The organism is Rhizobium sp. 05L429 (assembly GCF_056397645.1).
Genome location: NZ_JBFTNV010000008.1, coordinates 242422 through 264537, shown reverse-complemented (window position 1 = coordinate 264537; position 22116 = coordinate 242422). Strand labels below are relative to the sequence as shown.

Here is a 22116-nt window from a genome sequence, read left to right as displayed (position 1 = left end):
GAGCCAGGAAACGGCGTAATCCGTTCCCGGTCCGATGCGCAGGTTGACGCGCTTGGACTTCAGCGTCACGAAACGCGGCAGCGGCAGGCCGCTCGGCCCCTTGGCGGCCTGTGCTTGGGCAAATTCGATGCTGCCTGCCGATACGGCAAGGGCGATCGCCAGGACGAGGCAGGACTTCAGAACAGTGCGACGCATGGAAGCTTCCATTAGCTCGAATTCGAAGCAGGCCTTGCCCGCTCGTTTTCCGGGAATCCCCGGTCGCCTCGCGAGTTTTGTTTGTCTTCGCGTGCGGGTCTGGTAGAAAATGCCCGGAACGGGGAAATGATCGCCCAACTTGGTTAAAGACCTCTGAACAAGGCACCGCAAGCCGCTATGACGACGAAGAAAAAACCGAAGGTCTACATAACCCGCAAGTTGCCTGATGTCGTCGAAACCCGCATGCGCGAGCTTTTCGATGCAGAGCTGAATATTGACGATACGCCGCGATCCGTCGCTGAGCTCGCCGAAGCTGTCAAAAGCTGCGACGTGCTCGTCCCGACTGTGACGGATCGGATCGACGCTGCCCTCATCGATCAGGCTGGGCCGCAGATGAAGCTGATCGCCAGCTTTTCAAACGGCACCGACCATATCGATGTCGAAGCCGCTGCGCGCAAAGKCATCACCGTCACCAACACGCCGAATGTGCTGACCGAGGACACCGCTGACATGACGATGGCGCTGATTCTCGCTGTGCCGCGGCGGATCGGCGAAGGCGCGCGTGTGCTGACCGACACACCCGGCGAATGGGCAGGTTGGTCTCCCACCTGGATGCTCGGCAGGCGTATTCACGGAAAGCGTATCGGCATCGTCGGCATGGGTCGGATCGGCACGGCCGTTGCGCGACGCGCCAAGGCCTTCGGCCTGTCGATCCATTATCACAACCGCAAGCGCGTCAATCCGGCGACCGAGGACGAGCTGGAGGCGACCTATTGGGAAAGCCTCGATYAGATGCTTGCCCGTGTCGACATCGTCTCGGTCAATTGCCCCTCGACGCCAGCAACCTTCCATCTCCTGTCGGCGCGGCGCCTGGCGCTGTTGCAGCCGACCGCCTATCTCGTCAACACCGCCCGCGGTGACGTGATCGACGAGGCCGCCCTTATCAAATGCCTGCGGGAAGGAAAGATCGCTGGCGCCGGGCTCGATGTCTTCGAGAACGAACCGATGGTCAATCCGAAGCTGGTCAAGCTCGCCAATGAGGGCAAGGTCGTGCTGTTGCCACATATGAGCTCGGCGACGATCGAGGGACGTGCGGAGATGGGCGACAAGGTCATCATCAACATCCGCGCCTTCATTGATGGTCATCGCCCACCGAATCGGGTACTGCCAGGCCGGTGACGGCCGGAGCACGCCCATCTTTAGCCGGTCAGATTAGCGGGCGAGGGCTTTCTTCATCTCGATAAACGTCACGCGCGTAAAACCCGGATGGGACTTTTCGGCTGTGCTGGCAAAGCCCCAGGCGGCGAAGGTCGAATGATTGCCGACGAGCTCTATCCGCGTCTCGAGCCTTAGCGCTGGGAGACCGAGATCGCAGGCCTTCTCCTCGGCGATATCAAGCAATCGACGGCCGATGCCCTTGCCTTGCGCGGATGGAAGAACCGCGAGCTTTCCGACATAGAGACAGTCTGCCTCCGGGCGCAGAAAAATGCAGCCGGCGAGCTGCCCCTCGTTCTCCACCGCATAAGCGATTTCCACCTTGGCTTTTTCCGCCAGAGCCTCCACCGTCAGGCGGATTGCGGAGGAGGGCGGATCGATGCGGCCTTCCATATAGGCGAAGGATGCGAGAATGAGATCGAGCAGCTCGCTCCAGCGGGCAAAACTCTCATCGATGCGAAAAGGCGTCATGCGGTCTTGCTCTGCCTCGCACGCCGGCGCTTGTAACGGATCGTATCGAAAYGGGCCGACAGGGCGTCATAGAGCAGCAAGCGGCCGATCAGCGGCTCTCCGGCGCCGGTAATGAGCTTGATCGCCTCCATAGCCATCAGCGTGCCGATCACGCCGGTCAGTGCGCCGATGATGCCGGCCTCCGCGCAGGMGGGGATCAGCCCGGCAGGCGGGGCTTCGGGAAAAAGATCGCGATAACCGGGGTTGAGCGTGCCGTCTTCGGCGCTCTCATAGGGTTTCAGCACTGTCAGCGATCCGTCGAAGCGGCCGACGGCACCGGTGACGAGCGGAATACGCGCTTCTTCGGCCGCATCGGCTGCCGCATAACGCGTGTCGAAATTATCAGAGCCGTCGATCAAGAGATCGAAGCCGGAGAGGTCCCGGCGCGCTGCCTCCGGCGAAAAGCGCTCCGTGAGGCGGATGACCTTGATATGCGGGTTCAGCCGCGCGATCGCGACGGCCGCGCTTTCAGTCTTCAATTCGCCGATCGTGCCGGAATCGTGAATCACCTGCCGTTGCAGGTTGGAGAGCGAAACACGGTCGTCATCTGCAATGCCGAGCGTGCCGACGCCAGCGGCCGCCAGATATTGCAGAATCGGTGCGCCGAGCCCTCCGGCACCGATCACCAGCACGCGCGCGGCCTTCAGCTTCTGCTGGCCCGCACCGCCGATTTCCGGCAGCAGGATATGGCGGTGATAGCGTGCGATTTCGTCAGGGCCGAGGGGTTCCATGGACGTGATGCTATCACGCCCCGAACCGCCACGAGAAGCGCTATCGCTCATTCGAAAACCCTTCCTTCGGCGACCGTGAAAAACTGCGCTCGTTCTGCAAGGGCCGCAAACATCTGATGCTCCGTTCCCGTCATGAAGGCCTGGCCGCCGAGCCCGTCTATGAGGTCGAACAGTGCGGCGCGGCGTCCCTCGTCGAGATGGGCGGCAATCTCGTCGAGGAGCAGGATCGGCGCATGGCCCGTAAGGTTGCCGACGAGCCGCGCATGGGCCAGCACGAGGCCTACCAGCAGGGCTTTCTGCTCGCCGGTGGAGCAGCGCGCCGCTTCCATCTGCTTCTCCCGATGATGCACGATGAGATCGGCGCGATGCGGCCCGTCCAGCGTGCGTCCGGCCCCGGCATCGCGGTAGCGATTGGCAGCGAGGGTTGCCGTATACTCATCTTCCAGGTCGACCGAGGGCCGGGAGAACTGGCCGTCCATGAAGCCCGAGAGCTGCAGCGATGCTGAGGGGAAAGGGGATGTCTCGCGGCTTTCCTCGATGAGGCGCGTCAGCAGGCCGAGCATTTCCTGCCGGGCGAGCGCCATGGCAATGCCGAGGCTTGCCATCTGCTCCTCGATGCCGGAAAGCCAGGACGGATCGAAACGGCCTTCGTCGAGCAGTTTGTTGCGGCTGCGCATGGCGCGCTCGAAATCGCTGGCCCGCCTGCCATGTTCGGGATCGAGCGACAAGACCAGCCGGTCGAGGAACCGCCTGCGGTCGGACGAGCCACCGGTAAAGAGCCCGTCCATTGCCGGGGTCAGCCACAGCACGCGCAGATGATCCGTCAGTTCGTCGACCGTCTTCGCCGTCGTTCCATTGATGCGCAGCCGGCGCGTTGTCGCCTCGTCGCTGGTATCGATGCCGGTGCCGATCTCCACATCGCCTTCCATGCCATCGAGCTCGGCAAAGATCGAAAATCCGCCTTGAGCACCGACGCGGGTGATATCGCCATAGGCTGCGCGCCTCATTCCCCGTCCTGGCGACAGGAAGGAAACCGCCTCCATCAGGTTGGTTTTGCCGGCGCCATTGTCCCCGGTCAGCACCACATGCCGCCCGTCGAGCACAAGTGAGGCCGCACCATAATTGCGAAAATCAGTGAGCTTCAGACGGGAAAGGGAAACCTTGTGCGGCATCTGATATCCGGAATCATCGAGGCTGACAGCTACGCCGAAGCCATCAGGATATCAAGGCTGAGAGCCGCCTCTGTCGCTAATGCTTGCGAGGAGCGGGAGCCTGGAGCTGCGCCTCGGTCTCCGCAATCGCCTTTTCGATCCAATAGAGGAGATCCGGCCGGTCTTCGATCGATCCGCGCAGCGACGTCAGTGAATCGAGGATCATCGTCAGTTTCTGGCGGCGCGTGTCGATGACGATACTGTCGGCATCAGATTTCCCGGGGGGAGCGGATGTCATGCAGTATTCGAAGCCTCTTGTCAGACTGGTGTTACAGGGGTTCCGGCGCGACTAACTATCGCCACATGCAGTTAAGTCAACTCAAGGGTGTTCAATTTTTTGCTACATCGCCGTCAGGCACTAAATGAGGAATAGAAGTTGTAGAATTCACGGAGCGAGCAGCTGTTTGGGCGGCATAATGCCCAAAAAAAGTCGGTTGAAATTTGCAACTTCCGGGTTGAGATATTCAGCTGACGCTATATGGTAAATAAAGGGTTTATTGGGAGAGAGTGTGGCAGTGCCAGATCCGATTGATATCATTGTCGGTCGCAACGTGAGACAGCTGCGCGCTCGCGGACGTGTTTCTCAACTGGAGCTCGGTGACGCGCTTGGCCTTACATTCCAGCAGATCCAGAAATACGAGAAGGGGACGAACCGCGTCTCAGCCAGCAAGCTGCATCAGATAGCAGTCTTCCTTGGAGTCGATATTTCCGAGCTTTTCGAAGGCACGGGAATCTCGCAATTTGCCAACCGTGTCGAGTTGAGCCCCGAGGCCTACGAGCTGGCGGTCAGCTATGACAGGTTGAATTCGATTGCCGGTAAACAGGCGGTCAAGACGATCCTCAACCTCATGTGCGGTCAGGCTACCGAAAACGCTGCCTGAAGCGTTTTACGCATCCTTGAAATGATGGGAATTCAGTGAAGCTCGCGCTCGTGCAGTGCGACGAGCAGCGAATCCTGCGTCTGATGACCGGCATGATAGAGGTCGATCGCGATGCTGGCGATGGAAAGGCCCTGCTGGCTGCGGAGCTTGATGTTGCGTTCGGCGMACCAGGTATAGAGCGCACCTGCCAGCGCATCGACATCGTCGGATAGGCCATTGGAAAAGTTCGTTGCCGACATGGAGATACCCTCTGTTAGTCCCGGACTGCGGGACAAAGACAGTATGAATCTCGCGAACGTGCAAGCATCATCAGAGCTCTGCGTTAACACAAGACATCGGTGCGCTGGCCCGCGTCCCGGCCTGGTACATATGTCCCGGATTGGCACGCATGAAAAAGCCGGAGGCGGAACCTCCGGCTCTTTTAATMTTAAGGGATATCGAGCTTAGCCCTCGAAGAATTCCTTCATCCGGGCAAAGAAACCCGTTGATTCCGGATTGTTCTCCTTGGAGGAGAGCTGCTCGAATTCCTGCAGAAGCTCGCGCTGGCGCTTGGAAAGCTTCTGCGGCGTCTCGATCTGGATCTGGATGTAGAGATCGCCCGTCTGGCTGGAACGCAGCACTGGCATGCCCTTGCCTTTCAGGCGGAACTGCTTGCCGGCCTGCGTGCCCTCGGGAACCGTGACACGCGATTTGGTGCCGTCGAGCGTCGCTACATCGAAAGTGCCGCCGAGCGCCGCCGTCGTCATGGAGATCGGCACGGCGCAATAGAGATCGGCTCCGTCGCGCTGATAGAACTCATGCGGCTTCACCGACAGGAAGATATAGAGATCGCCGGACGGGCCGCCGCGCATGCCTGCTTCGCCTTCGCCCTGCAGGCGAATGCGCGTGCCGTCCTCGATGCCGGCGGGAATGTTGACGGAGAGCGAACGTTCTTCCGTCACACGGCCCTGGCCGTGGCACTTCGGGCACGGATCGGGAATGATCTGGCCGCGGCCGTGGCAGGTCGGGCAGGTGCGTTCGATCGAGAAGAAGCCCTGTGCGGCGCGCACACGGCCCGAGCCCTGGCAGGTACCGCAGGTTTTCGGCTGCGTGCCCGGCTTGGCGCCGGAGCCGGAACAGACGTCGCAGGTGATCGACGTCGGAACACGAATCTGCGCCGTCTTGCCGGAATAGGCCTCTTCCAGCGAGATTTCCATGTTGTAGCGAAGGTCGGCGCCGCGTTCGCGGCCGCCCGAAGAGCGCTGCCGTCCGCGGCCGCCACCCATCATCTCGCCGAAAATGTCCTCGAAGATGTCGGAGAAGCCGCCGCCGGCAAATCCGGCACCGCCGCCTGCACCACCCATGCCGCCATGTTCGAAAGCCGCATGGCCATAGCGGTCGTAGGCCGCGCGCTTCTGCGGGTCCTTCAGCGTCTCGTAGGCTTCGTTGATTTCCTTGAACTTGCGTTCGGCGTCGTTGTCATCCGGGTTCTTGTCCGGATGGTATTTCATTGCCAGCTTGCGGAAGGCGCTTTTCAGCTCTTTCTCATCCGCCGTCTTGGCTACACCCAGAGTTTCGTAAAAGTCCGCTTTTGCCAATTTAAGCCCCGGAAATGGATTTCCGGCTGCCATGGTGAGCAGCCGGATGTCTATCGTCTAGCGTATGCAACCAGCTCGCGAATTACGCGGACTTCTTGCGGTCGTCGTCCTTGACTTCTTCGTAGTCGGCATCGACGACATTGTCATCTTCAGCCGAAGCGTCGGCCGTGCCGCCTTCGGCCTGCTGGGCTTCATAGATCGCCTGGCCGAGCTTCATGGAAACTTCCATGAGGGTCTGGGTCTTGGCCTTGATGTCTTCGGCGTCGGCATCGGTCGCCTCGGTCGCGGACTTCAAAGCGGCARTCGCGTCGGAGATCGCGGTGCGGTCGGCTTCCGAAACCTTGTCACCATAGTCCTTGAGCGACTTTTCCGTGGAATGAACAAGGCTTTCAGCCTGGTTCTTGGCTTCCACACCCTCGCGGCGCTTCTTGTCTTCGGCAGCGTGGGACTCGGCGTCCTTCACCATCTTTTCGATGTCGGCGTCGGAAAGACCACCGGAAGCCTGGATGCGGATCTGCTGTTCCTTGCCGGTACCCTTGTCCTTGGCCGAAACCTGGACGATGCCGTTCGCGTCGATGTCGAAGGTGACTTCGATCTGCGGAACGCCGCGCGGCGACGGCGGCAGGCCGACGAGGTCGAACTGGCCGAGCAGCTTGTTGTCGGCAGCCATTTCACGCTCGCCCTGCGAAACGCGGATGGTGACGGCCTGCTGGTTGTCGTCTGCGGTCGAGAAGGTCTGGCTCTTCTTCGTCGGGATCGTCGTGTTACGTTCGATCAGACGGGTGAAGACGCCGCCCAGCGTTTCGATGCCGAGAGACAGCGGGGTTACGTCGAGAAGCAGAACGTCCTTGACGTCGCCCTGCAGGACGCCGGCCTGGATGGCGGCGCCGAGAGCGACGACTTCATCCGGGTTGACACCCTTGTGCGGCTCCTTGCCGAACAGCTGCTTGACGACTTCCTGGACCTTCGGCATGCGGCTCATGCCGCCGACGAGAACGACTTCGTCGATTTCGGCAGCGGTGACGCCGGCATCCTTGAGGGCTGCCTTGCACGGAGCGATCGTGCGCTGGACGAGATCGTCGACCAGGCTTTCGAGCTTGGCGCGGGTCAGCTTCAGCGTCAGGTGCTTCGGGCCGGAAGCGTCAGCCGTGATGAACGGCAGGTTGATTTCGGTCTGCTGCGAAGAGGACAGCTCGATCTTTGCCTTTTCGGAAGCTTCCTTGAGGCGCTGCAGGGCAAGCTTGTCGTTCTTCAGATCGATGCCGTTGTCCTTCTTGAACTCGGCAACGAGATATTCGACGAGACGCATGTCGAAGTCTTCACCGCCGAGGAAGGTATCGCCGTTGGTGGACTTCACTTCGAAGACGCCGTCGCCGATCTCGAGGATCGAGATGTCGAATGTGCCGCCGCCAAGGTCGTAGACGGCAATCGTCTTGCCCTCTTTCTTGTCGAGGCCGTAGGCAAGCGCAGCAGCGGTCKGCTCGTTGATGATGCGGAGCACTTCAAGACCKGCAATGCGGCCGGCATCCTTGGTTGCCTGGCGCTGTGCGTCGTTGAAATATGCGGGAACGGTGATGACGGCCTTTTCGACCTTTTCACCAAGGTAGGATTCTGCGGTTTCCTTCATCTTCTGAAGGATCATCGCGGAAATCTGTGCGGGCGAATAGCCCTTGCCGTTGGCTTCGACCCAGGCGTCGCCATTGTCGCCCTTGACGATCGTAAAGGGAACGAGGTGCTTGTCCTTTTCGACGGTCGGATCTTCGTAGCGGCGGCCGATCAGGCGCTTGACAGCGAAGAGCGTGTTCGTCGGGTTGGTGACCGCCTGGCGCTTGGCCGGCTGGCCGACGAGGCGTTCGCCGTCCTCGGAAAATGCCACCATGGAAGGGGTCGTACGCGCGCCTTCCGCGTTCTCGATGACCTTTGCGTCCTTGCCGTCCATGACCGCGACGCAGGAATTTGTCGTTCCAAGGTCGATACCAATTACTTTTGCCATGTCATTCTCTCCTTGAAGCAAGCTGTCGGAACCCCGGTAAGGCATTTCCCTGACAGCCCCTTACGGGATGGGTCTACTAAGATTACGCAATCGTGATTGCGGTGATGCGGCGTATATAAGGAGCGGTTTTCTGGACTGCAAGGCGAGAAATGGCCCGGAATCCAGCAAAACGAATGTGTTGCCTTCAATTTTTACAGTAGCCGGAAAAGGGTGTGCTTTGCACCTTCAAACCGTGCAAATCTTGCACGCTGAACTTGCGCGAAACGTGTTCCCGAAAGATGCTCGCGTCCCGTCCCAATACTGTCTCCTGCCCCCTACTGCCCCATGATGAGATCGAGCAGGGTCGTGCGTCGTGTCTGCGCCCCTGATGCTGCCTTCGGTCCGCCCACGTCACCGGGCGGCACCATGTCGTCATAGCCGCCGCCGGCCACGTCGGCGGGCGGCACAGGTCCGMCATTCACCGGCATTGCCGCCTGCGGTCGTCCCGGGGCCGGCGGATAACGGTTCAGGTCGCCATTCCCACCGAAAACTCCGGAAATGATGCTGCCGACCGTCGAAGGCTGCTCAGGCGCCGGCTGCGCCTGCGCCATCGGCTGGCCATTGCCGGGATCGGTACCAGGGTCGGAATATATCTGGCCCATGCCGAAAAGCGGCGCCGGCGAAAGCCCCTTATGCGCAGCGACCATGAATTCCTTCCAGGCCTTGGCCGGCAGCCCGCCGCCGGTCACCTTCTTCATCGGCTTGCCATCGTCATTGCCGAACCATACGCCCGTCGTCAGGTTGCTGGTGAAGCCAACGAACAGCGCATCGCGCGAATTCTGCGTCGTACCGGTCTTGCCCGCTGCCTGCCAGCCGGGAAGCTTGGCGCTCGAGCCTGTGCCGCCGTTGATGACGCCCATCATCATCATGTTCATCTCGGCGACGATCTGCTCGGAAAGCACGCGCGGCGGATTGTCGTAGGTGTTCTCATAGAGCACCTTGCCATCGGTGGTGGTTACCCTGCGGATMACATGCGGTGTCGCCTTGTAGCCACCGTTCATGAAGGCGGCATAAGAGGCCGTCAGTTCCATGAGCGAGACTTCCGAGGTTCCGAGCGCGATCGAGGCATTGGGCTGCAGGTCTGATTCGATGCCGAGACGGTGAGCGAGCTTGATCACCTGATCCGGCCCGTCATACATCACGAGCTGGGCGGCCACCGTGTTCAGCGACTTTGCGAGCGCGGTCCTCAGCGTCACTTCGCCATTGTATTTCTTCTCGTAATTTTCAGGCGTCCAGTTGCCGATGCGGATCGGAGCGTCGTTAAAGACGGAATCCGGCGTCAGACCTTTTTCAAGCGCGGCAGCATAAACGAATGGCTTGAACGAGGAGCCCGGCTGGCGCTTGGCCTTCACGGCGCGGTTGAACTGGCTCGTCGCATAATCCCTGCCGCCGACAACCGCGCGGATAGCGCCCGTGCCGTCGATCGAGACCAGGGCAGCCTGCGATGCATCGAACTTGTCGCCTTCCTTGTCGAGCACGTCGACCAGCGATTGCTCGGCCTTCTTTTCGAGATTTTTGTCGATGGTCGTATCGACGATGACGTCTTCCTTCACCTCGCCGACCAGCCCCTGCAGCTCGTCCATCACCATATCGGCGACATATTGTCCGGCGCCCGACCAGTAGCTGCGGGCAGAAGCCGGCGTCTGCGACATTGCCGTCTTGATCTCGCCGTCGTTGATATAGCCCTGGTCTCTCATCGCCTGCAGCACGAGCTGCGCGCGGGCGTTTGCTGCTTCCGGATCACGGGMGGGAGAAAGACGGGACGGCGCTTTCACGAGGCCGGCCAGCAGCGCTGCTTCACCGAGGTTCACATCGCGCGCCGACTTGTTGAAATAGCGCCGCGCCGCCGCTTCCACGCCATAGGCGTTCGAGCCGAAATAGACGCGGTTCAGATACATCGCAAGGATCTGATCCTTGGTATATTTCTGCTCCAGCCAGAAGGAGAGCAGCACTTCCTGCACCTTGCGCTCCAGCGTGCGCTCGGGCGAGAGGAACAGATTCTTGGCAAGCTGCTGCGTCAGCGTCGAGCCGCCCTGGATCGGTTGGCCGGTCGCATTGTTGACGAAGGCGCGCGCCAGCCCGAACGGATCGACTCCGAAATGCGAATAGAAGCGCCGGTCTTCGATGGCGATGATCGCTTCCGGAATATAGGGCGACATATTGTCCAGCGACAAAGCCTCCCCGCCGGTCGCACCGCGGTTGGCGATCGCGCTACCATCGACGGCGGTGATCTTGACGTTCGGCGGCCGCTCCGGAATTGCCCAGGTGCTGGCGTTCGGCATGCGCGAACCGTAATAGAACACAAGCCCGGCCACGCCGATGCCGGCCCATATGCCGAGCACGATGCACCAGTAAACGAGCCTGCGCAGGAATGCGAACAGGCCGCCGCGTTCGCGCGGCTCCGGACGGCGCTTTGCCGGTGCGCGACGGGGAGCGGGCGATCTCGATGTGCGTTTGGAACCGTGCCGCCCGTCGATGCGATCATCGGCATCGAGCGCGAATTCGTCATCCTCCTCACGGCCGCCGCGGCCGTTGAAGGATGGTTCGATCCTGTCGTCTGATCTGCGTCTGGCTACCATCGTGGAGCGGCTGCACCCTTGCTGTAAGACCGCGCCCCCAGGCAACGGTTTTATCCGATTGAACTGTAAATGCGGCGAATTAACGGGCTGTTAAGAACAACACCAAGACGGCCAAGTACCCCCTGTGCCTGCTTTTTCTCCGTTAACCAGCCGACTTTCCGCTTCGCTGGAGATGCGCAATCTCGACAGAATGAATGAAGCTCGCCTGCGCGAGGTCTGGAGCGTGCATGCCTTGCCTCGACAGGGTGGAGGAGAGCCGGCCGAAGATGGCGCTCGGCCCCTATGCAGAGATGCGCGAGATGCCGGCGACCCCAGCGCCGCATATCTTCCGCCTGGTGAGGGAACCAATAGGCTTTGCCGCAGTTTTATCAGCAGCGGGACATACCCCTCACGTCCCGCTCAGATCGGCCGTCTCCCCTCAACACGCGCCGATCGATATCAGGCCCGGCGTATCACCAGATGCGTCGGGTCCTTTTTTGTTGAGGGATGACGGGACCATGATGGCGATAGTCATCCGCCCGCGGCGCGGCAGCAGCACACCGCCTGTCAAGGTTCACAACGGCGCCTTGAAATATGAAAGACGGCTTCCGATATAAGGTTTCAGAAATCGCAGCCCGGAAATGTAGCATACGTTCAGTCGTGCCGTTTCCGCGATCTGGTTGAGTTGGCCGTTTACCGGCCCTAAACCTTTCGGGATCACTCTGGCTGTGCACTATCCGCTTCTCCTTTGACCACGGATGTACTGGCACTGAGATGAGGCGGATAACGGAAGGCCGGTTTGCTCCGGCCTTTTTGTTTGCAGATTTCGGATGGCGTGCCGCGCAGACCGCGGGCACGCCTTTTTCGTTTCAGGCCTTCAATGCCGCAAGGATGCGCACCCAGGAGCGGATGCCCTTGTGGTAGGAGGCGAGCTCGTACTTTTCGTTCGGCGAATGGATCCGGTCATCGGAAAGACCGAAGCCTACGAGCAGGGATTCCATGCCCAGCATTTTCTGAAAATCGCCGACGATCGGGATTGAGCCGCCCATGCCGATGACAATGGCAGGCTTCGGCCATTCATCGGAAAGCGCATTGCGCGCCTTGGTCAGAACAGGCGAGTCATAGGAAAGATGAATGGCCGGCGAGGCGCCATGCGGATGGAACTCGACCGAGCAATCGGCCGGGATCTTCGAGCGAACGTAGTTGCGGAAGCTTTCGCGGATCGCAGCCGGATCCTGCGTACCGACGAGGCGGAAGGAGACTTTCGCCGATGCCTTTGCGGCAATGACAGTCTTGAAGCCTTCACCGGTATAGCCGCCCCAGATGCCGTTGACTTCAGCAGTCGGGCGCGCCCAGGTGAGCTCCAGGACCGAGCGGCCCTTTTCGCCTGAGGGAATGGAGAGGCCGACTTCGCCGAGAAAGCTTTCCGCCGACTTGCCGAGCGCTTCCCAGGATGCCTTGATGTTGGCGGGCGTTTCCTCGACGCCGTCATAGAAACCGTCGAGCGTGATGCGTCCGGTCTCGTCATGCAGGCCGGCAAGGGCCTCGACGAGAATATGGATCGGGTTGGCGGCAGCCCCGCCGAAGAGGCCGGAATGCAGGTCGCGGTCTGCGGCCGTCACCACAATTTCTTCTCCGACAAGGCCGCGAAGGGCAGCCGCGATTGCCGGCGTATCACGATCCCACATGCTGGTGTCGCAGACGAGGGCGTAATCGGCCTTGAGCTCAGGGGCATTGGCTTCGAGGAACGGCTTTAACGACGGCGAGCCGGATTCTTCCTCGCCTTCGAAAAGAATGGTGACGCGGCAGGGAAGTGCGCCGTTGATTTCCTTATAGGCGCGGCAGGCCTCGACGAAGGTCATCAGCTGGCCCTTGTCGTCGGCAGTGCCGCGGCCGGTCAGGATCTTGCGGCCGTTGCCGGCATCCTTGACGGCGGGAGTGAAGGGGTCGTTTTCCCAGAGCTCGATCGGATCGACCGGCTGCACGTCATAGTGACCGTAGAACAGGACATGCGGCACGTCAGCCGCGGCACCTTCATGATGGGCGACAACCATCGGGTGGCCGGGCGTGTCGCGAACCGAAGCATCAAAGCCCAGCTTCTTGAGATAGGCTACCAGCCACTCGGCTGCCTTGCGGCATTCGGCCTTGTAGGCCGGATCGGTCGATATCGACTTGATGCGCAAGAGCTCGAACAGCTTTTCGAGGCTTGAATCGAGATTCTGGTCCGCACGCGCAAGGATGGGATTTAGTTCGGTCATTTCCGATTCCTTCTGAAATTCGGCCGGACGATAGACCCAATTGACTGCGGTTTCGAGCGGCAAATTTTCCGATTCCCGCGTCGACGCCAAACGCTGCGCCAGCCGGTAAAGCTCAAGCTGAACCGCGCGCCGCGGGATAAATTCAGAGCGCCTTGGCGTTCTGGATCAGCCGCCGGATATATTCGAGCATCAGTTCCCGCTCGAAGGTCCGGAAGCCCTTGAACAGCGCAAGATCGGCCTCGCGTGCCGTGTCGATGGCTTCGGCCTCCATCGCCCTGGCTTTCTCTGTGAGGAAGATCAGTTGGGCCCGTTTGTCGGTGGGGTGCGGGCGCCGCTCGATCAGCCCATCGCGCACCATGCGGGAAAGCGTGTTGGCCATCGTCGCCTGCTCGATATCGACACGCTCCAGAAGCTGCTTCTGGGTCAACCCGTCTTCGGCCCAAAGCTCCAGCAGTATTGGGAACTGGCCGGGAGAAAAGCCAAGTCCTGCCGCGCGCTGATGCAGCGAGCGGGCAAAACCCTTGGCCAGCTGGCTGGCAAGGTAGGCTCCGGAATCCATTCGATTAAATCCCATGATTGTAAGTTAGGCTCAAAATCGTCGAGTAGACAATGCAACAAATCGCATACGATGCATCAAAACATAGGCGCGAGCTCATAAATTTTTGAGTGCCGGAGCGAATCGCCGAAAAACAAAAGCCGCCATGGCCTAGAGGAAAGGCCATGGCGGCTTGAAAATGGGGACAAAGGCCCGGAGAGGGGGATGAGGCCTTTGTCCAAGCCTGACGCGGCGGGGGACAAGCCGGCTATCAGACCCGCGGCGCGATCAAACGCCGGTGACTGTGATTTGTGATTGAGAATGTGGTTTTTCAAGGGAAACGGAAAAAACCGCCTATTACAAATTGGTAACAGTTTGGTGAGGCGGAGTGCTTTTGTGCAATCAAGTTTATATGGACCTCGCAAAGCCGCCGCGCTATCCATGCTGCCATGAAAAAAGGCGATCATCTCTTCCTTATCGACGGTTCGGGCTTCATCTTCCGAGCCTTTCACGCATTGCCGCCGCTGACGCGCAAAACCGACGGCTTGCCGATCGGGGCCGTCTCGGGTTTCTGCAACATGCTGTGGAAGCTGCTGAGGGATGCGCGCGCGACAGACGTGGGTGCCACGCCGTCCCATCTCGCCGTCATTTTCGATTATTCGTCGAAGACCTTCCGCAAGGATCTCTATGACGCCTACAAGGCGAACCGCTCTGCCCCGCCTGAGGAGCTGGTGCCGCAATTCGGTCTGATCCGCGAGGCGACGCGCGCTTTCAATCTGCCCTGCATCGAGACGGAAGGTTTCGAGGCCGACGATATCATCGCGACCTATGCCCGCTTGGCCGAAGCCACCGGCGCTGATGTGACGATCGTCTCTTCCGACAAGGATCTGATGCAGCTCGTCACCTCGAATGTCCACATGTACGACAGCATGAAGGACAAGCAGATCAGCATCCCCGATGTCATCGAGAAATGGGGTGTGCCTCCGGAAAAGATGATCGACCTGCAGGCCATGACAGGCGATTCCGTCGACAATGTTCCGGGCATTCCCGGCATCGGACCCAAGACGGCCGCCCAGCTTCTCGCCGAATATGGCGATCTCGACACGCTTCTCGAACGCGCCCATGAGATCAAGCAGGAAAAGCGCCGCCAGACGATCCTCGAAAACATCGACAAGGCAAAGCTCTCGCGAGAGCTGGTGCGCCTGCGCACCGATGTGCCGCTGGAGCTCGATCTCGACGCTCTCGTCCTGGAACCGCAGAACGGCCCTAAACTGATCGGCTTCTTGAAGACCATGGAATTCACCACGCTGACACGCCGTGTAGCGGAATTCTGTAATTGCGACGCCAGCGAGATCGAACCTGCCTTCGTAAAGGTCGAATGGGGTGCTGAAGCGCATGGCCCGGATCTTGATAAGGCCGAAGCTGAGCCTGTCGCCGGTGTTGTCCCTGACGTCGGCGGCGAAGCCGTCGCGGTTCCGCCGCGCGCAAAGGCGAAGACCGCGGTCGAGGGCACGTTCGCGCCGGCCGAGTTGGCCAAGGCGCGTGCCGAGGCTTTTGTGACCCTGCCGTTCGACCATTCTTCCTATGTGACGATCCGCGATCTTGCCACCCTCGATCGATGGATCGCCGATGCGAAGGATACCGGTCTCGTCGCCTTCGATACGGAAACGACTTCCCTCGATGCCATGCAGGCAGAGCTCGTCGGTTTCTCCCTGGCGATTGCCGATAACGCGACCGATCCGACAGGCATGCGCATTCGTGCCGCCTATGTGCCGATCAGCCACAAGACGGGCGTCGGGGACCTGCTCGGCGGCGGTCTCGCCGACAACCAGATCCCGATGGGCGATGCGCTGTCGCGGCTGAAGGCGCTGCTGGAGGATGAATCGATCCTCAAGGTGGCGCAGAACCTGAAATATGACTACCTGCTGATGAAACGCTACGGCATCGAGACGAAAAGTTTCGACGACACGATGCTCATATCCTACGTGCTCGACGCCGGAACCGGCGCGCACGGCATGGACCCGCTGTCGGAAAAATTCCTCGGTCATACGCCGATCGCCTACAAGGATGTCGCCGGCTCCGGCAAGTCGAACGTCACCTTCGACCTCGTCGATATCGAGCGCGCGACACACTATGCCGCCGAAGACGCCGACGTGACGCTGCGTCTCTGGATGGTGCTGAAGCCGCGCCTTGCCGCCATGCAGCTGACGCGCGTCTATGAGCGTTTGGAACGTCCGCTCCTGCCTGTTCTGGCGCGGATGGAATCACGCGGCATCACCGTCGACCGCCAGATCCTGTCGCGCCTCTCGGGCGAACTGGCCCAGGGTGCAGCCAGGTTCGAGGATGAAATATATCAGCTCGCCGGCGAGAGGTTCAACATCGGCTCTCCCAAGCAGCTCGGCGACATCCTGTTCGGCAAGATGGGCCTTGCCGGCGGTATCAAGACCAAGACCGGCCAGTGGTCGACCTCGGCAAGCGTGCTGGAAGACCTGGCGGCAGCAGGCTTCGAGCTGCCGCGCAAGATCGTCGACTGGCGCCAGCTCACCAAGCTGAAGTCGACCTATACGGATGCGCTTCCGGGTTACATCCATCCGGAGACGAAACGGGTACATACCTCCTATTCGCTGGCATCGACGACAACAGGCCGTCTTTCTTCCTCGGAGCCGAACCTCCAGAACATTCCGGTCCGCACCGCCGAAGGCCGCAAGATCCGTACCGCCTTCATTTCGTCACCCGGCCACAAGCTGATCTCGGCCGACTACAGCCAGATCGAGCTGCGCGTACTCGCCCATGTCGCCGAAATTCCGCAGCTCGTGCGTGCCTTCGAAGACGGCATCGACATCCACGCCATGACCGCTTCCGAAATGTTCGGTGTGCCCGTCGAAGGCATGCCGGGCGAGGTGCGCCGTCGCGCCAAGGCCATCAACTTCGGCATCATCTACGGCATCTCCGCCTTCGGCCTCGCCAACCAGCTTTCCATCGAGCGCTCGGAGGCCGGCGACTACATCAAGAAGTATTTCGAACGCTTCCCCGGCATCCGCGACTACATGGAAAGCCGCAAGCAGATGGCCCGTGACAAGGGCTATGTCGAAACGATCTTCGGCCGGCGAATCAATTATCCGGAAATCCGCTCGTCGAATCCTTCAGTGCGCGCCTTCAACGAACGTGCTGCCATCAACGCGCCGATCCAGGGTTCCGCGGCCGACGTCATCCGCCGCGCCATGATCAAGATCGAGCCGGCGCTCGCCGAGGCCGGGCTTGCCGATCGGGTGCGCATGCTCTTGCAGGTGCACGACGAATTGATCTTCGAGGTCGAAGACGAGGATGTCGAAAAGGCGATGCCGATCATCGTTTCGGTCATGGAAAACGCCACCTCGCCGGCGCTTGAAATGCGCGTGCCGCTTCGGGTCGATGCACGCGCGGCTTCCAATTGGGACGAAGCGCACTGAGGCATGTCGCGCAAAACTGTGCAGCCGTTTTGCGGTAACGATATGCGAAAACGAAAGCCTAAAGTGCGGCAAGCGAATCTGAAAGATCGCGACGCGCTTTAGGCGCTTCGTCAAATTACCCCAAAGATTTTTCCTGAAGAGTCAAATCTCTGAAACCAATGAGGTTTCGTCCTTTTGGCAGTCCCGGAACGAGACGGCTGGAAGGAACTTATTAACCTTCATTTTCTATCCGGAGGGATGTCAGAAATTATTAGGCATGAGTGAGTAGCTGTCGCATGCGTTTTCCAAGAACCAATTTGACGGATGCCGGAGATTTTTCTGCCGGACTTGAAGACGAACATCCCGCGGAAAATGCGCCCCTGGAGTATGAAGGCGAAAAACCGGTTCCACCGCTCTGGCAGAGCAATTTCTCGCTCGCCCCGAATGTCCGTTTCACGCGCACGCCTGAAACGCTGATCAGCAAGCGCCATGCGCCGGAGAAGCAGGTTCGTGAGGAAATCTTTGTTCCTCCGGCCCCGCAGGCCGAGGCAGTGCCGGCACMGCGACCCGTAGCAGCGCCGCAGATGCGCGCGCCGATCATGGTGAACGTGCCATTCGACATCTATCTGCCCGAAGTGACCGAGCCAGTCGTCGCGCCGCAGCCTGAACCTCAGCCGCAGTCGGTTGCCATGGCTCCCATCGAAACGACCTTGCGGGCTGCGGCGGAGCTTTCCTCCATTTCGGATTTCGCCTTCTGGGAGGTTATGGCCTTCGAAGAGACGGATGCCGAGCCGTCGCGTACCCCGGTCATCGCATTGCAGCAGCATGCTGAGCCCGAATCGATCACCTCACGCTTCCGCATCATGGAATGGCGCCCGGGTCGGCATAATCCGGCGCCGGTAACGCCGCGCGTCGCGCTGCCCGTTTCCTCCGCGCCGGTCCGCCCCGCACGGTCGCCGGTAGCCCGCGTTGCCGAGAAGCCGGTTGTCGCAACTCCGGTCGTCCAGGCTCCGATCGTTGAAGTCCCAGTCGTTCAGGCTCAAGTGGTTCAAGCTCCGGCGATCCGGCCGAAGCAGGTAGCGGCAGAAGTGCCGCCGGCGTCCCGCGTCGAGATCGTCGCCCCTGCACTGTCCCCGGTTCGGCCGTCACGCATTGTCGTCGATAAGATCGACGCTTCCGGCTACGAATTCCCGCCGCGCGCCCTGCTGCAGGAGCCGCCGGAGCGGCTCGGCGAGATCATGTCGCAGGAAACGCTCGAGCAGAATGCCGGCCTCCTGGAAAGCGTTCTGGAGGATTTCGGCGTCAAGGGTGAGATCATCCATGTCCGCCCCGGTCCGGTCGTTACACTCTATGAATTCGAGCCGGCACCGGGTGTGAAATCCTCCCGCGTCATCGGGCTTGCGGATGATATCGCCCGCTCCATGTCGGCACTATCGGCCCGTGTGGCTGTCGTTCCCGGCCGCAACGTCATCGGCATCGAACTGCCGAATGCGACGCGCGAAACCGTCTATTTCCGCGAGATGATCGAGAGCGAGGATTTCGACAAGAGCGGGTACAAGCTGGCGCTCGGCCTCGGAAAGACCATCGGTGGCGAACCCGTGATCGCCGAACTTGCCAAGATGCCGCATTTGCTGGTCGCCGGTACGACCGGTTCGGGCAAATCCGTCGCCATCAACACCATGATCCTGTCGTTGCTCTACCGCATGAGCCCGGAGCAGTGCCGCCTCATCATGGTCGATCCGAAGATGCTGGAACTGTCAGTCTATGACGGCATTCCGCACCTGCTGACGCCTGTTGTCACCGATCCCAAGAAGGCGGTCATGGCCCTGAAATGGGCCGTGCGCGAGATGGAAGAGCGCTATCGCAAGATGTCGCGCCTCGGCGTGCGCAACATCGACGGCTATAATGGCCGCGTCTCCCAGGCCCGCGAAAAGGACGAGACCATCCATATCATGGTCCAGGTCGGCTTCGACCGGCAGACGGGTGCGCCGATCGAGGAGCAGCAGGAGCTGGATCTCGCGCCGATGCCCTATATCGTCGTCATTGTCGACGAAATGGCGGACCTGATGATGGTCGCCGGCAAGGAGATCGAAGGCGCGATCCAGCGTCTCGCCCAGATGGCGCGTGCCGCCGGCATCCACCTCATCATGGCGACGCAGCGTCCCTCCGTCGATGTCATTACCGGCACGATCAAGGCGAACTTCCCTACCCGCATTTCCTTCCAGGTCACCTCGAAGATCGACAGCCGCACGATCCTTGGCGAACAGGGTGCCGAACAGCTCCTCGGCCAGGGCGACATGCTGCATATGCAGGGCGGCGGCCGCATTTCCCGTGTCCACGGCCCCTTTGTTTCCGACGCGGAAGTCGAGAAGGTTGTGGCGCATCTGAAGACGCAGGGCCGGCCGGAATATCTCGATACGGTCACGGCCGGCGAGGAAGAGGAAGGCGAGGATGAAGAGGACGGCGCCGTCTTCGACAAGAGCGCCATGGGCGCCGAGGATGGCGACGAGCTTTACCAGCAGGCCGTCAAGGTCGTCACGCGCGACAAGAAGTGCTCGACGTCCTACATCCAGCGCCGCCTCGGGATCGGCTATAACAGAGCCGCCTCGCTCGTCGAGCGCATGGAGAAGGAAGGGCTGGTCGGCCCGGCAAACCATGTCGGCAAACGCGAGATCGTCTCAGGCCGCGGCGATAACGAATAATCGGAGCGCGGCTGGTTACTGCTTCTCAGAAGCCAGCCGCAACGTCTCCAGCACGAAGTTGCGCTTGCCCCCGGTATAATAATCCCAATCGTCATTCGCCTCGCCCATGAGCTGCAGCTTGAGGGCGGCATAGGCGTTCGCTCTTTCTGGATGGGAGCGGAGATAATCCCGAAAAGCGATCCGGTCTTGCAACACGACATTGTCCGCCGAGCAGAGATAGAGCCGGGCGCCGTGTGAGCCCTTGCCGCTGGTGAAGGTCCAGGTCTGTTGCTGGTATTTGTCACCGTGAAAGGTGAAGGCGCCAAGCGACTGCGCGCGTTCGATCGCCTCGGGAAGGACATCCGCGCTCGCAAAGGCGGCGTGCAGGTCGATCTTCGGCTTGGCGGCCAGTCCGGGGACGGACGTGCTGCCGACGTGATGAAAGATCGGATGGAGACCGGTAAACAACGGCTCGAGATCGCCGACGATCTGACGGAAGAGAGACGGCCATTCCGGGTCGTAGTCGACGACGTGAATGGCCATTCTCATATCCTTTGTCTCGTTCAGGCGATTTCCTTCAGGAAGCCGTCCAGGAGATCGATCATCCTGCGCTCGGCCTCCTCAAGCGAGTCACTATTATCCAATTCCACGACATCATAATCGCCACGCACTGTCAGCGGGCCGCGTGCAAGACGGGCCATGATATCCTCATGCGTCTCGCGGCCGCGAGCCTCGAGCCGGCCGGCGAGCACTTCCGGGCGGGCCGTCACATTGATGACCTTCAGCCGCGGAAACGCGGCCTGGAAACGGTGTAGCGCCGAGCGCGAACCGTTCGCAACGACAATGTGGCCCTTGGAAAGTGCGACGGAAACCTCTGCCGGAATGGCGTATTTGAGACCATGCGCCTCCCACCAGACGGCAAACGCGCCGGCCTGCTCCATCGAGGCGAATCCGGCATCCGAAACGGCGAGATGATCCTCTCCGCCGGCATCGCCGTGGCGGGTGATGACGCGGCGGGCGAAATGSACGTCTTCACGGCGTTCGAAATGCCGGGCGGCAAGGTTCATCAGCGTGTCCTTGCCGGCACCGCTCGGGCCGACGACGACGACCATGATACCGTGTTCGGCGCCGGCGCCCGGATGGGGTTCGTGTGACATCATCATGCGACACGGCGTCCTTCACGCCAGACGGAACGTGTCACCGGCACGCCATGCGAGCGGTGCACACGGACGAGATCGGCACGCAGGCCGGTTTCGATGCGGCCGCGATCGTTGAGGCTGACGGTGCGTGCTGGCGTGGCCGTCACCATTGCAATTGCCTTCGATAACGTAATGCCCTCCACCTCGTCGGCAAGAATGAAGGGCGCATGCAGCAGGCTGAGCGGCACATAGTCGGACGAAAGCACGTCGAGAACGCCGAGCTGCGCCAGATCACGCGCGGCGATATTGCCGGAATGCGATTTGCCGCGCACGATGTTCGGCGCGCCCATCAGAACGCTCATGCCGTTTTCGTGCGACAGCCGGGCTGCGTCGATGCTGGTCGGGAATTCGGCCAGGCGAACGCCGTTTTCGATCGCCTCATCGACATGGACAGATGTGGCATCGTCGTGGCTGGCGACGGTGATGCCGCGTTCGGCGCAGACCCTGGAGATCGCGTCCCGATTTGGCGTCGAATTGCGATCGGATTCGGCGATGCGTCTGGCGCAGAAACGGGCGAACTCCTCGTCCGTGAGCCCGCGCTTCTTCTGATAGTAAAAGATGTACTGGTCCATCGTCTGGAACTGACGTTGGCCGGGCGCATGGTCCATCAGCGAAACGAGACGGACATAGGGGTCGTTCTCGAAATCGGCGAAGTGCTGCAGCACGTTGTCGGCCGAGACCTCGCAGCGCAGGTGGATCAGGTGTTCGGCGCGCAGACGCCCTTCCTTTTCAGCGGACTGGATGGCGTCGGCCATCTCGCGCATCTCGCCATGTTCGAAGCCGCCGTCTTCGTCAGCACCCATGCGCAGGCAGTCGAAGACCGTGGTGATACCCGAGGTGACGATCTGCGCATCATGGGCCTGTATGGCCGCCGTCTTGTTCCAGCGAATGCCCGGACGCGGCGAATAGTGGCCTTCCAGGTGGTCGGTGTGCAACTCGACGAGGCCTGGAATGATGTAGTCGCCTTCAAAGTCTTCGCCGGCTACCGAATTGCCTTTCGAAATATCGGCGATCTTGCCGTCACGGATGAGAATGGAGCCCGAAAGAATATCGTCTTCGAGAACGATCCGGGCGTTTGAAAGAACGGTTTCTTTGCTCATGTCAG

At 60.7% G+C, this 22116-nt stretch carries 17 protein-coding genes and 1 pseudogene; 4 read left to right on the top strand and 14 right to left on the bottom strand.

Annotated features, from left to right (window positions below; all coding sequences use genetic code 11):
• Window positions 1-195 (bottom strand): annotated as a pseudogene (locus AC1DNW_RS11500) (SH3 domain-containing protein); the annotation flags it as partial.
• 177 nt (window positions 196-372) lie between these two features.
• On the opposite strand from AC1DNW_RS11500, the gene AC1DNW_RS11495 reads away from it, so the two are divergent.
• The gene (locus AC1DNW_RS11495) at window positions 373-1374 is read left to right on the top strand and encodes a 2-hydroxyacid dehydrogenase (protein ID WP_477852718.1); all 1002 of its coding nucleotides are present in this window, start codon (window positions 373-375) and stop codon (window positions 1372-1374) included.
• A 33-nt stretch (window positions 1375-1407) separates the two neighbouring features.
• Here the strand turns inward: AC1DNW_RS11495 and AC1DNW_RS11490 are convergent, their stop codons facing one another.
• From AC1DNW_RS11490 to AC1DNW_RS11475, 4 genes are all read right to left on the bottom strand, one after another.
• Window positions 1408-1881: a GNAT family N-acetyltransferase gene (locus AC1DNW_RS11490; protein WP_113307185.1), complete on the bottom strand. Its 474-nt coding sequence runs from the start codon at window positions 1879-1881 to the stop codon at window positions 1408-1410.
• A complete protein-coding gene (locus AC1DNW_RS11485) occupies window positions 1878-2702 on the bottom strand; it encodes a molybdopterin-synthase adenylyltransferase MoeB (RefSeq protein ID WP_477852716.1) in 825 nt (274 codons plus the stop codon). The genes AC1DNW_RS11490 and AC1DNW_RS11485 overlap by 4 nt, the downstream gene beginning before the upstream one ends.
• Window positions 2699-3823, bottom strand: coding sequence for a DNA replication/repair protein RecF (gene recF, locus AC1DNW_RS11480; protein WP_113307187.1), 1125 nt, complete (start codon window positions 3821-3823; stop codon window positions 2699-2701). The genes AC1DNW_RS11485 and recF overlap by 4 nt, the downstream gene beginning before the upstream one ends.
• A 76-nt stretch (window positions 3824-3899) precedes the next feature.
• A complete protein-coding gene (locus AC1DNW_RS11475) occupies window positions 3900-4100 on the bottom strand; it encodes a hypothetical protein (protein WP_113298120.1) in 201 nt (66 codons plus the stop codon).
• 277 nt (window positions 4101-4377) lie between these two features.
• Here AC1DNW_RS11475 and AC1DNW_RS11470 point away from each other — a divergent pair, with 277 nt between their 5' ends.
• Window positions 4378-4743 (top strand): helix-turn-helix domain-containing protein, encoded by a 366-nt coding sequence (locus tag AC1DNW_RS11470; protein ID WP_113298585.1) that lies wholly within the window; start codon window positions 4378-4380, stop codon window positions 4741-4743.
• 32 nt (window positions 4744-4775) lie between these two features.
• On the opposite strand, the gene AC1DNW_RS11465 is transcribed toward AC1DNW_RS11470, so the two are convergent.
• The 6 genes from AC1DNW_RS11465 to AC1DNW_RS11440 form a co-directional block, all read right to left on the bottom strand.
• Entirely contained in the window at window positions 4776-4982 is a 207-nt protein-coding gene (locus AC1DNW_RS11465) for a hypothetical protein (RefSeq protein ID WP_477852715.1), read from the bottom strand.
• Window positions 4983-5186: 204 nt separating this feature from the next.
• A complete protein-coding gene (dnaJ, locus tag AC1DNW_RS11460; protein ID WP_113298122.1) occupies window positions 5187-6320 on the bottom strand; it encodes a molecular chaperone DnaJ in 1134 nt (377 codons plus the stop codon).
• 82 nt (window positions 6321-6402) lie between these two features.
• The gene (gene dnaK / locus AC1DNW_RS11455) at window positions 6403-8313 is read right to left on the bottom strand and encodes a molecular chaperone DnaK (protein WP_477852714.1); all 1911 of its coding nucleotides are present in this window, start codon (window positions 8311-8313) and stop codon (window positions 6403-6405) included.
• A gap of 314 nt (window positions 8314-8627) precedes the next feature.
• Window positions 8628-10931, bottom strand: a complete 2304-nt coding sequence (locus AC1DNW_RS11450) for a transglycosylase domain-containing protein (protein WP_477852712.1) — start codon at window positions 10929-10931, stop codon at window positions 8628-8630.
• An 848-nt stretch (window positions 10932-11779) separates the two neighbouring features.
• Window positions 11780-13168 carry a dipeptidase gene (locus AC1DNW_RS11445; protein ID WP_113307287.1) on the bottom strand — a complete coding sequence of 463 codons (1389 nt, stop codon included), beginning with the start codon at window positions 13166-13168 and terminating at the stop codon, window positions 11780-11782.
• A gap of 142 nt (window positions 13169-13310) precedes the next feature.
• A complete protein-coding gene (locus AC1DNW_RS11440) occupies window positions 13311-13727 on the bottom strand; it encodes a MarR family transcriptional regulator (protein WP_113298126.1) in 417 nt (138 codons plus the stop codon).
• Window positions 13728-14152: 425 nt separating this feature from the next.
• Here AC1DNW_RS11440 and polA point away from each other — a divergent pair, with 425 nt between their 5' ends.
• The gene (polA, locus tag AC1DNW_RS11435) at window positions 14153-17152 is read left to right on the top strand and encodes a DNA polymerase I (RefSeq protein WP_113307191.1); all 3000 of its coding nucleotides are present in this window, start codon (window positions 14153-14155) and stop codon (window positions 17150-17152) included.
• Between the two features lie 275 nt (window positions 17153-17427).
• Entirely contained in the window at window positions 17428-19833 is a 2406-nt protein-coding gene (locus AC1DNW_RS11430) for a DNA translocase FtsK (protein WP_477852711.1), read from the top strand.
• Window positions 19834-19848: 15 nt separating this feature from the next.
• On the opposite strand, the gene AC1DNW_RS11425 is transcribed toward AC1DNW_RS11430, so the two are convergent.
• The 3 genes from AC1DNW_RS11425 to AC1DNW_RS11415 are packed head-to-tail and all read right to left on the bottom strand — an operon-like array spanning window position 19849 to window position 22111.
• Window positions 19849-20355, bottom strand: a complete 507-nt coding sequence (locus tag AC1DNW_RS11425; protein WP_113307193.1) for a GrpB family protein — start codon at window positions 20353-20355, stop codon at window positions 19849-19851.
• Window positions 20356-20375: 20 nt separating this feature from the next.
• Window positions 20376-20972 carry a phosphonate metabolism protein/1,5-bisphosphokinase (PRPP-forming) PhnN gene (phnN, locus tag AC1DNW_RS11420; protein WP_113298586.1) on the bottom strand — a complete coding sequence of 199 codons (597 nt, stop codon included), beginning with the start codon at window positions 20970-20972 and terminating at the stop codon, window positions 20376-20378.
• Window positions 20972-22111, bottom strand: a complete 1140-nt coding sequence (locus tag AC1DNW_RS11415; protein WP_113307194.1) for an alpha-D-ribose 1-methylphosphonate 5-triphosphate diphosphatase — start codon at window positions 22109-22111, stop codon at window positions 20972-20974. Before AC1DNW_RS11415 ends, phnN begins: the two co-directional genes overlap by 1 nt.
• Between the last annotated feature and the right edge of the window lie 5 nt (window positions 22112-22116).

What these genes read in the sequence shown, in the direction of transcription:
- AC1DNW_RS11415 (WP_113307194.1), bottom strand. Translation starts at nt 22,111, where the DNA reads ATGAGCAAAGAAACCGTTCTTTCAAACGCCCGGATCGTTCTCGAAGAC.
- AC1DNW_RS11490 (WP_113307185.1), bottom strand. Translation starts at nt 1,881, where the DNA reads ATGACGCCTTTTCGCATCGATGAGAGTTTTGCCCGCTGGAGCGAGCTG.
- AC1DNW_RS11475 (WP_113298120.1), bottom strand. Translation starts at nt 4,100, where the DNA reads ATGACATCCGCTCCCCCCGGGAAATCTGATGCCGACAGTATCGTCATC.
- polA (WP_113307191.1), top strand. Translation starts at nt 14,153, where the DNA reads ATGAAAAAAGGCGATCATCTCTTCCTTATCGACGGTTCGGGCTTCATC.
- AC1DNW_RS11445 (WP_113307287.1), bottom strand. Translation starts at nt 13,168, where the DNA reads ATGACCGAACTAAATCCCATCCTTGCGCGTGCGGACCAGAATCTCGAT.
- AC1DNW_RS11440 (WP_113298126.1), bottom strand. Translation starts at nt 13,727, where the DNA reads ATGGATTCCGGAGCCTACCTTGCCAGCCAGCTGGCCAAGGGTTTTGCC.
- AC1DNW_RS11425 (WP_113307193.1), bottom strand. Translation starts at nt 20,355, where the DNA reads ATGGCCATTCACGTCGTCGACTACGACCCGGAATGGCCGTCTCTCTTC.
- recF (WP_113307187.1), bottom strand. Translation starts at nt 3,823, where the DNA reads ATGCCGCACAAGGTTTCCCTTTCCCGTCTGAAGCTCACTGATTTTCGC.